Raw genomic sequence first — 8,778 nt, 5'->3', positions numbered from 1 at the left:
GGAGCGTGGAGGGCGAGCAGGCGCCGCACGTCGAGGAGTCCGCCGAGGTTGCCATCTTCCGGCCGGGCCCGGAGCTGGACGCCGCGATCGCCGCGTACGAGCAGCTGCTGCGCGAGCAGACCATCGCCTCCCGCGAAGCCGAGCCCGAGTACGACCTCGACCAGGCCCCGGAGATGAACTGGGAGGTCGAGGGCGAGACGACCGAGGACCGTCCCGAGCAGAGGGTCCAGGCCGAGCCCGAGGCCGAGCAGGGCGTCGAGGCCGATGTTGTCGAGGAGTCCGTCGAGGAGGAACTCCAGCCGGAGCAGACCCCGGCCGTCACCGGGCCTACGGCCGAGGATCAGCTGCGCGAGCACTACGAGCGCCAGTACGTCGAGGACTCTCTCAAGGCGGAGCAGGCCCGTGCGGCCGGCGCCCCGGAGGCCGAGGCCCCGCAGACCGAGCAGCTCCCGGTCAACCTGGCCGACCTGCAGGAGGACCTCGACAAGGCGCACGCTGCGCTTACCGAGATCGCCAGTCGTATGGCAGAGAGCAACCGGGCCGCCGCCGAGGCCGACGAGGCGGTCCGCGCCGAGCAGGCCGAGGTCAACCGCACCCGCGAGCCCGAGGTCGAGGTCGCACCACAGATCCAGCAGGATCAGGGCCCGATCATCAGCTACTGATATGGCCTGTAGCGCCTGCTGGCCGGGCGCCCACCCGGCCTTTACTCTCAACCGACCAGGAGGTGAGCCGAGTTGAGCACCGCACAGGAGTGGACACCGCCCAAGCTGCGACCGGAGCACGAGCTCGTCAGGATGATCGAGCACGTCACGGCCAACGGCTACAGCAGCAACACGCACGACGGATACGACAAGGGCATGCTCGCCGCGTTGGAGTGGGCCGCTGGCCGCACCGAGAAACCGCCGGTCAGTAAGACGCCTCTCGGCCGCCCCGTCACCGGTACTGATGCCAAGCGTGAGCAGTACAGGGCGCACGAGGCGATGCAGGGCGGGATCGCCGAGCCTGAATTTCGAGAGGTCGCCCAGGAGAAGGGCCGCGGCTACGTGACCGGTGTGGAAAACACCCTGGCGTGGACCATCGGATCGGACAGCCTTTGGGCACCGTGGGAGACGTAGCCGGAAGGGCCGTAGAGGCAGCACGGAGCCCCCGACACGTCGGTGTCGGGGGCTCCGTCGTCTGTGCGGCTACGAGGTCGCTACAGGCCCGGGAACGGGCGCCTCCCGGCGGTTCTGGAGGTCCCAGTTCAGGAAGCCGGACAGGACCGCGTCGTCGTCGATCGCCCGCGGGGCCGTGGGCACCTTCGGGTCGACGTCCCAGGGGTCGTCCTGGTGGGAACCGGCCTGGATGCACTTGCCCAGCGCGCTGATCAGGCGCCGCTTGACGCCGGGCGCGTACCGGTCGTGCCAGTCCCCCGCCCTGTTCGGAGTGCCATACGACGTGCGGTAGATCTTGATCCATTCCTGACACAGCCAGCTCAGCTCCCGCACGGCTTCCTGGTGCCGGTACCAGCATGGAGGAATGCGCTCGGCCTCGGTCGGGGACCCGGGCACCGGGTTGTTGCTGGCGAACGCGCTGGCCTTCCAGCCGACCCAGCCGTACCCGTACTGAAGTTCGTGGCGGACCCACTTGATCAGGATGTCCCAGGCTTCACCGGCCTGCTCACGGTCCATGCCCTGGTCGAAGGACCAGTTCCAGACCGAGAGCTTCTCCTCGGCGGGTTCGGCTGCCAGGGCCGAGAGGTCCTCCTTGATCTCCTTGACCGTCTTGGAAAGGGCGTCCAGGCTGGGCCGGAGCGGGGCCAGGGCCTGCACTTGCTCCTGCAGGCCGCCGGTCCGCTCCTCCAGGTGGTCGAGCGCTTCCTGCACGTTGCCGAGTTGGGCGAGGGCGGTGCGGACGTCGCCGCGGTGCTCGCCCAGGGCCTCGATGTCCTTCTCGGCCTTGGCCAGGTCCTTGGCCAGCGCGAAGACCTGTCCGGCAAGGCCGCCGCCGATCTCCCCCGCCATCAGATGCTCCCCTTCGTCATCGAGACTCCCGTGTCGGTGCCGGTGCCGCCCTTGCGCTGGGAGGGCAGGGCGCCTTTGGACAGCTTCTTGACGTCGCGTCGCTTCCACAGCGGCTTGATGTGCGTGATCACGGGCGAGCACCCGGCAAAGATGATCAGGCTCTGCCGCTTGCCGAGCTTGAACACCTGCCCGGGGGTGATGACCGGCTTCTCCTCGGTGACGGTGGAGACCGAGTTCTCCCCGTTCCTGGTGGTGGTGGTCTTGCGCTGCCTCTCGTAGGTACCGCACATGTCGCTGATGTCCTTGCGGACCTGAGTGTCGCCGATGCCCCGCAGGAAGATGCGGACGTTGGCGTCGTCCCAGATGATGCGGCCGCGCTGCTCTCCCCACACATCGAACAACTGCGCGCGGGACTGGATGACGATGACCAGGGTGATTCCGCGGCCGCCGGAGTCTGGCATCCACTTGTCGACCGGCAGCGGGATCAGGTTGGCGATCTCGTCCAGGGCCCACAGGCAGGGCGGATCCATCCGGCCGGTGCCGTTCTTGTTGCCCAGCTCGACCGTCACCGAGCGCAGGTAGTCGGCGAACATCACGAACAGCGGAGCGACCGTACTGCCCGGCTTGTCGTTGCCGATCATGTAGAGGGTGCCCTTGTTGAGCAGGAAGGTCTCGGCGTCGAAGTGCTCGCCGGGGTCCGGCAGGACCGTCTCGGCGACCCGGGGGTTCGCCATCCAGCCGAGGGCGGAGGACAGCGTGGTGAAGATGCCGTCACCCGTGCCTTGCACGACGGTCTGCCGCTGCACCAGGAGGTTTGCCCAGTCCTGCGCACCGGCCGTGAGCAGGATATTCGCCGCCGTCTGGTCGCTGCGGTTCTGGCTCCAGGCGTAGACGTCCATCATGGTCTTGCCGCCGAGGGCGGCCGCGTGCATGAAGCGGGATAGGACCTCACAGGCCGTGGACTTGAAGAACGCGTCCACGCCCGTGCCAGCGTCTCCGCCGCTGCGCGAGCCATAGAGCAGGTAGGCGGCCCGCTGGATGGCCACCTCGCGCGCCTCGCACCCGCGGATCGGGTCCCAGCGGAACGTGTTCTTCCCGCCCGACAGGCCCAGCGGGTCCCAGACCCAGACGGGCCCGAGCTGCTCGCGCATTGCCTTGGTGGCCACGTGGTCGTTGACCTTGGACGACGTGTGCACGACCGCGCCGTCCCACCGATAGATCACGCTGTTGAGGATGATCGACTTGCCTTGCCGCGAGGGGGCAAGGAGCAGGTAGTTGTTCTCCGGGGTGCCCCAGATCCCGGTGGGCAGGCCGCCGGAGCGCAGGCGCCCGAGCGGCACGGCGTACGCCGTGGTGGGGACCGTCTTCTCTCGTCCTTCCAGACTGGGGCGGGTTTGCTTGGCCGTCTCCCGGGCGTGCTTGGCGCTCATCTCCTTGCTGATCTCCCGCTTGGAGGCGAAGCCGGGCCGGGGGGCGAACTGGCCCCAGGCCCAGCCGATGCCGCCGATAGCCGTCACTGCGGCGACGCCGGCCGCGATGCCGCCGGGCCCCATGACGAAGTGGTGGAAGGTGGTCAGATAATCGAAGAGGACTGGGACTGGGGTGTCGTCGCCCGGGAGGCCGGGCGTCGGCGATGAGGCCGCCAGCTCCAGGGCCGTAGTCTGCGCGTGGGACATCATGCGGGTTTTCCTCCGTTGTCTGCTCAGGCACCGTATGTGCGGGGTCGGACACCGCTCTGCTCGTTTGTTTGTGAGGGTCCGCTCGGCAGCGCGCGGTTTCCGCTCGCGGGGACCGAGATGATCTCCGCTGGGCGATCCTGCAACGGTCTGCCTGTGGACAGATCCCGACGCCTCTCACCTGACGGTCCGTTATTTCCGAGCGGGCCTGTCCGGCGGGAAGGTCACACCGGCTGACGCTGGCCGTTGATCGGCCGGGTGTGCGCGGCATCGTCGGCCCGCTCGTGACCGTCCGCGCGGTAGTCGCTCGACTCCTGCCGCGCGCCGCCCGGGACCGCGCGGGGGCCTTCCGCGCGCTCGGTTGCGCCGTCAGCCTGCCGCGCGCCGCCGTTGGCGATCATCGCGGCCCGCTTCTCCTTGAAGTCGATGATCCAGTTGCGCACGTTGCCCTCGGAGACGCCGCAGGTCTGGGCGAGCTGCGCGGCGGTCGGGGGCTCCTGGCCCGCCGTCACCGCTTCCAGGTACAGCTCCCATCCGGTCTGCTTCGCCTCACTGCGGAAGGCCGGCGCCGCCGCGAGGGCCGCCGCCTCGGCCTGCCCGCCGAGCCGGTCGGCCAGCTGCGGGCGGATCGAGTCGAGCAGGGCCTGCGCCTCGGCCGCCTCGGCCTGCGTGCGGGCCGCGGCCTCGGCCGCCCGGCGCTGGGTCTCCTCGGCCCGAGTCCGCAGCTCAGCGGCACGATCGGCCGCCGTGGTGTGGTCGCGGACTGCCTGCTGAGCCTCGGAGAGAGCGGTCTGCAGCCGCTCGACCTCACCCTTCACCCGGCGGGCCTCCTCGGCCTTGGCCCGGGTCGTGTCCTCGGCGGAGCTCCGCTCGTTGAGAAGGCGCTGGAGTTCGCCGCGGATCGCCTCGACGTCCTGCGTCGCCTTGGTGCGCCGTTCGGCCTCCTCGGCGATCAGCCCCTGTACCCGGGCCAGCTCGTCGACGGCTTCGGAGAGCTTCTTCTGCTCGTCGGCGGCACGCTCAGCGAGCAGAGTCACATTCCGTGCCTCTTCGGTCATTTCGGATTCCGCGCGCTTCCGCGCAGCTTCCGCGCGCTCCCGAGCGTCCTCCGCGCGGGCCGCCTCGGCCTTGGCCGCCTTGGTCTCCTCGGCCGCCCTGGCGAGGGCATCCTCGGCTTCCTGCCGCGCGGTGACGGCCGCCGCCTTCTCCTCGTCAGCCGCGCGCTTCGCCTCTTCCGCGCGCTCCCGCGCAGCCTCGGCCGTGGCCCGAGCCTCTGCCGCGCGCTCCGCCTCGGCTTCCAGTTCCGCCGCGCGCTCCGCTGCCTCGATCCGCTTCGCCGAGGGCAGGATGGCGACCTCCTCCATCAGCTTCATGACCGCCGGGGTGTCGGAGGTGTCGACCGTGGCGACGTCGTCCACGCGCGTCCAGCCGGCCAACCCGCGCAGCACGGCGAGCGCCTGCCCCGAGTCGAGCGCGAAGTCGGACCGGTCCATCGCGGACGTGGCCTTGCGCCGCAGCGCGTCCAGCTCGTTCACGGCCTTGGTCAGGTCCCGGCGCTTGGCCTCACGGTTCTGCACCAGCTTGGCGTGCTGCAGCAGCGCGACGCGCAGGCGGAACAGCCGGGTCGCCGCCTTCTTCGCCAGCGTCGCGCGGGCAACCTGGCCCGACGTCGAGTTCGGGTCCACGCCGAGGCCGGAGAACGCGGCCGCCCATCCCTTGGTCCACAGCAGGGCCAGCAGCCGGACAGGGCCCGCCTTGGAGCCGTCCTCGATCTTCTCGGAGCCGCGCATCCGGGCCCGGAACTCCAGCTCGATGATCCAGGAGGCGCCGATCGGCACGGCCGCGATGAAGGGGGCCGAGACCGGGTTCGGGGCGTGGATGAAGTTCGCCGTCGCCGACACGGCCACCAGGGCCCAGGCGGTGTTGTGGATCAGCCGGAGCTGCGTGGTCCATCCGAGCTTGGCGTTGGCCCGCTGATAGAGCTGGGAGAACAGCACCAGTTCCATCGCGTCGAAGATGGCGATGAAGCCCACGGCGATGACCGGGGGAAGCTGCGCGGTCTCCCGGGCGAAGCCCCACATGCCGTAGATCGAGACGACCATGCCGCCGAGGGCGACGTACGCCTGCCGGCCCATGCTGCCCAGGCCGATGACCTCGGCCTCCCGCCCCTCGGCCCTGGCCTTCTCCATGTCCTCACGGCGCCGGTTGCTGGCCCGCTCGGAAGCGCGCCACACCGTACGGACCGCGAAGTACGCCGCGCCGAGCCACGCCAGGATCACGGCGGCCGCGCAGACCGTCAGGACCCACGCCGGGGTGTCGGACACCGCCCGGTCAAGAGTCGACGACCAGTCAAATCGCTGACCGGTTCCCGCTGCCTGTGGCCAGGACGGATGCACTCCGGCCGTAGTCTGGTCCAGACGCATGTAGACCTCCATCTCTCCGCGTCAAATGGCCTCGGCGGTCCCTACACCGCTGGGGCCTCTTTTGTTGGTTCGGTCAGGTTCCGTGCCGGGTGAGGAACTCATCGAGCGCGACGTCGAGGAGGTCCTGCAACTTCATGTCGTTCATGGCGGCGTAGACCTTCATCCGTCGCTTGACGGACTCTCGGACCCTTCCGCTGATGAGGACCTTGTCCTCTGCTTCGGGTGCCGATTGCTCCTGCTCATCAGGCACGTCGCCTCTCCTCGTCGGTGGTGGTTCCAGTAGTTGGAGCCCCATCTTTCCCTCCCGTCGATGGCCTGCGCCGCAAGCATACAGTCAACAAGCTAGAAAGTCATTAAACGAATTTGTTGACAACGTAGCTCCGATGAGGCTTACTGGAATGGCGAGAGGGGCCAAGGCGCAACGGCCCTGGCCCCTCTCGTGGCCGGAGTTGCAGCTCCGACCAGCGGAAACCCCTGTGCATCTCGTCCAGAGAGGGATCTCCATGCGTCATCTTCCCAGGACTACCCGTGTCCTGACCATGCAGGTCAACCCCGACACGACCCCGGTATCGAAGTGCGTTCTGGTCGTGGGCCGGATCGTCCGTCCGGCCTGCGAGAACTGCGACGGCTTCAAGGCGGTGAAGGTGGTGATCGGCGGACGGCTGGTCACCATCCACTGCTCGGAGTGCGTCCCCGCGCCGACCGCCGGCCTCGACGACGTCCTGGACGACGTCGAGCGCGAGGACAACGGCCGCGGCTACGAGGCCGAGGACCACCTGCTCGTCACGAAGGCGGCCGCCTGATGGGGAGCGAGGAGGTCAAGAACCTGCAGGCGCAGGCCGCCGAGGACTACGCCCGGCACAACTCCCCGGAGCAGCAGGCCGAGGCCCGCATCCAGTCCGGCCTCGCCCGCATCCACGCGCACGAGGCCGCCAGCACGCCCCGGGGGAAGAAGCAGTGATCGCCGACTCCCCCGACGAGCCCACGGGCGGCGAGGACTACGTGGCGCCGGAGGACCGGGCCGCAGAGTGGTCCCGGATGGCCGGTGAACTAGCCGCCAGTGGCTACTCCGAGGCCGAGGTCGCCCAGGCGCTCGCGATCGACGAGGAGACCGTCGAGCGGCTGCTGGGAGGCCAGCAGCGATGAAACTCCGCGCCCTGCGCGGACTGTGGGACGACGTCCTCGGCGCCGCGTGCGTCGTCGAGGACGTCGTGTCCACGCTCCGCAACCACCGCCTGACCAAGGCAGAAACCAAGCAGCTCACGGCCTCGGAGCGGTCTAGTGCGCTCGCCGAGGCCCGCCAGGGCTGCACCCACACCCCGACATGCCCGCCGTCCTCCGCGCCTGGCCGCACCGCGGCCGCTGAGATCTGGTCCGACGACTCCTGTGTCTACCTGTGCAACGGGCTCGTGCTGTCGACCAAGGAGACCCCCCGGGCTCCCGACTCCCCGTCCAGCCTGTGCACGCCGACACCGCAGAAGGAGAGCGTCTCGTGACGTACGACGACCGGGCCCAGGCCGCCGCCGCCATCACCCTGCTCTCGGCCCTTCTCGGCACGCTGTGGGCCCTTCAGCACGGCCTCGGCCCGCAGGCCACCGGCCTGACCACCGCGCTCGCCTACGGGGGCGCCCTGGTCCTCTCGGGGCTGCTGCAGGCCCCGCTTGGCGCGTCGATCGCAACGAGCCTCAAGTACCTATTGCTCGGAGCCGCGTTCATTCTCTGGGTGACCCTGGCGGTCGGCCGCGCCGGGTGGCAGACGCTGCGCGGCGGCCGCGCCGAGAAGGAGGTGTTCGCGTGACGACGCTCGCCCAGATTCTCGGCAGCGAGATCGAGGCCGCCCGCTGGATGGCAAGTCGCGCCCGCGGACTCGTGCTGTGGAACCGCGTGGCCCCGCAGGACGCCTATCGGCTCGTCGAGGCCGCTGTCGCCGAGCACGACCCGGCGATTCTCGCGGAACTGGGACAGGTCTGGACCCTCCGCCCTGAGGCTGCCGAGTCCCGCCTCCCGCCCGTCTTGTACCTGACCCACTGGCTCGACCGCGACCACCTGGTGGTCGAGGACGGGTCCACCGGTCAGGCCGTTATCCGGCTGCTCACCCTGCACGCCTACCAACTCGACTACTGGCGTCGGCAGGACCGCCTGTGACGCCGCGCCAGCCGTTCTCCAGTACATGGCTGGCGGCCGTCAGCTCCGCCTGTTCGACGAGGACGCCGAGTCCGGGCCCGCCGCCAAGGCGGGCCCGGCCCCGGCAGGGCCGACGAGCACCCACCACACCGACACCGACGACACGCCCCGGACGGAGTCCCAGTGACACCCCCCGACCAGTTCCCCGCGTGGTACAGCCAGCACCTCCCGGCCGTGCCGCCCCCGCCTCAGCACACCGGCCTCAGCCTGCTGATCGCCTACTCCGGGCGGTTCGTGCCGGTCATCACGACCTCGACCGCCCTGATCCTGGCCCGGATCTGGCACGAGCAGGGCGCCGCCCACAGCGTCGGCAACATGGCGCTGATGATCGCCCTGTCCGCCGGATCGTTCGCCGCCGCGTGCGTCTCGGCCGTGAACCGCCACGGTGACGCCGTCACCACCGCCGTGGCGTTCAGCGCGTCCGGCGCGTTCGCCGTCATCGGCCCCGCCGCCTACACCGAGTCGTGGGCCCTGGCGATGTTGCTGTGGCTC

13 protein-coding genes and 1 pseudogene are annotated in these 8,778 nt (G+C 69.8%); 10 read left to right on the top strand and 4 right to left on the bottom strand.

The features are described 5' to 3' along the window. Together B086_RS0129905 and B086_RS0129900 are read left to right on the top strand one after the other, a co-directional pair. Positions 1 to 662 (top strand): hypothetical protein (locus B086_RS0129905; protein WP_158690441.1); only part of this gene is annotated, 662 nt, incomplete at its 5' end. A 72-nt stretch (positions 663 to 734) separates the two neighbouring features. Beyond that, entirely contained in the window at positions 735 to 1,115 is a 381-nt protein-coding gene (locus tag B086_RS0129900; protein ID WP_018570114.1) for a hypothetical protein, read from the top strand. A 69-nt stretch (positions 1,116 to 1,184) separates the two neighbouring features. Here B086_RS0129900 and B086_RS0129895 read toward each other — a convergent pair whose 3' ends face one another. The 4 genes from B086_RS0129895 to B086_RS45155 all read right to left on the bottom strand — a co-directional run bounded on the left by B086_RS0129895 (position 1,185) and on the right by B086_RS45155 (position 6,352). After that, entirely contained in the window at positions 1,185 to 2,003 is an 819-nt protein-coding gene (locus B086_RS0129895) for a hypothetical protein (RefSeq protein WP_018570113.1), read from the bottom strand. Next, positions 2,003 to 3,682 (bottom strand): type IV secretory system conjugative DNA transfer family protein, encoded by a 1,680-nt coding sequence (locus tag B086_RS41235; RefSeq protein WP_018570112.1) that lies wholly within the window; start codon positions 3,680 to 3,682, stop codon positions 2,003 to 2,005. Before B086_RS41235 ends, B086_RS0129895 begins: the two co-directional genes overlap by 1 nt. 221 nt (positions 3,683 to 3,903) lie before the next feature. Beyond that, complete coding sequence (locus B086_RS0129885; protein WP_018570111.1) at positions 3,904 to 6,003, bottom strand: hypothetical protein; 2,100 nt, start codon at positions 6,001 to 6,003, stop codon at positions 3,904 to 3,906. A gap of 172 nt (positions 6,004 to 6,175) precedes the next feature. After that, positions 6,176 to 6,352: a hypothetical protein gene (locus B086_RS45155; RefSeq protein ID WP_018570110.1), complete on the bottom strand. Its 177-nt coding sequence runs from the start codon at positions 6,350 to 6,352 to the stop codon at positions 6,176 to 6,178. Between the two features lie 253 nt (positions 6,353 to 6,605). On the opposite strand from B086_RS45155, the gene B086_RS0129875 reads away from it, so the two are divergent. From B086_RS0129875 to B086_RS0129840, 8 genes and pseudogenes are all read left to right on the top strand, one after another. Further along, a complete protein-coding gene (locus tag B086_RS0129875; protein ID WP_037874218.1) occupies positions 6,606 to 6,905 on the top strand; it encodes a hypothetical protein in 300 nt (99 codons plus the stop codon). Then, entirely contained in the window at positions 6,905 to 7,063 is a 159-nt protein-coding gene (locus tag B086_RS45150; protein ID WP_018570108.1) for a hypothetical protein, read from the top strand. The genes B086_RS0129875 and B086_RS45150 overlap by 1 nt, the downstream gene beginning before the upstream one ends. Then, on the top strand, positions 7,060 to 7,248 hold the full coding sequence (locus B086_RS0129865) for a hypothetical protein (RefSeq protein ID WP_018570107.1): 189 nt from the start codon (positions 7,060 to 7,062) through the stop codon (positions 7,246 to 7,248). Before B086_RS45150 ends, B086_RS0129865 begins: the two co-directional genes overlap by 4 nt. Then, positions 7,245 to 7,598, top strand: a complete 354-nt coding sequence (locus tag B086_RS41230; RefSeq protein WP_018570106.1) for a hypothetical protein — start codon at positions 7,245 to 7,247, stop codon at positions 7,596 to 7,598. Before B086_RS0129865 ends, B086_RS41230 begins: the two co-directional genes overlap by 4 nt. After that, positions 7,595 to 7,900, top strand: a complete 306-nt coding sequence (locus B086_RS0129855) for a hypothetical protein (protein WP_018570105.1) — start codon at positions 7,595 to 7,597, stop codon at positions 7,898 to 7,900. The genes B086_RS41230 and B086_RS0129855 overlap by 4 nt, the downstream gene beginning before the upstream one ends. Then, entirely contained in the window at positions 7,897 to 8,247 is a 351-nt protein-coding gene (locus B086_RS43800) for a hypothetical protein (RefSeq protein ID WP_018570104.1), read from the top strand. Before B086_RS0129855 ends, B086_RS43800 begins: the two co-directional genes overlap by 4 nt. Positions 8,248 to 8,272: 25 nt before the next feature. Next, a complete protein-coding gene (locus B086_RS44805) occupies positions 8,273 to 8,413 on the top strand; it encodes a hypothetical protein (protein ID WP_018570103.1) in 141 nt (46 codons plus the stop codon). Continuing rightward, positions 8,410 to 8,778 (top strand): annotated as a pseudogene (locus B086_RS0129840) (hypothetical protein); the annotation flags it as partial. The gene B086_RS44805 and the pseudogene B086_RS0129840, both read left to right, overlap by 4 nt.

It is taken from the genome of Streptomyces sp. PsTaAH-124 (genome assembly GCF_000373685.1).
In the GTDB taxonomy this organism is placed as follows: Bacteria; Actinomycetota; Actinomycetes; order Streptomycetales; family Streptomycetaceae; genus Streptomyces; species Streptomyces andamanensis.
The sequence above is the reverse complement of the archived record's forward strand: the minus strand, read 5'-3'. Positions and strand labels throughout refer to the sequence as shown.

Excerpts from the sequence above, each read along its gene's own strand:
- B086_RS0129875 (WP_037874218.1), top strand. The coding sequence starts at position 6,606 with ATGCGTCATCTTCCCAGGACTACCCGTGTCCTGACCATGCAGGTCAAC.
- B086_RS45150 (WP_018570108.1), top strand. The coding sequence starts at position 6,905 with ATGGGGAGCGAGGAGGTCAAGAACCTGCAGGCGCAGGCCGCCGAGGAC.
- B086_RS44805 (WP_018570103.1), top strand. The coding sequence starts at position 8,273 with ATGGCTGGCGGCCGTCAGCTCCGCCTGTTCGACGAGGACGCCGAGTCC.
- B086_RS41235 (WP_018570112.1), bottom strand. The coding sequence starts at position 3,682 with ATGATGTCCCACGCGCAGACTACGGCCCTGGAGCTGGCGGCCTCATCG.
- B086_RS41230 (WP_018570106.1), top strand. The coding sequence starts at position 7,245 with ATGAAACTCCGCGCCCTGCGCGGACTGTGGGACGACGTCCTCGGCGCC.
- B086_RS0129895 (WP_018570113.1), bottom strand. The coding sequence starts at position 2,003 with ATGGCGGGGGAGATCGGCGGCGGCCTTGCCGGACAGGTCTTCGCGCTG.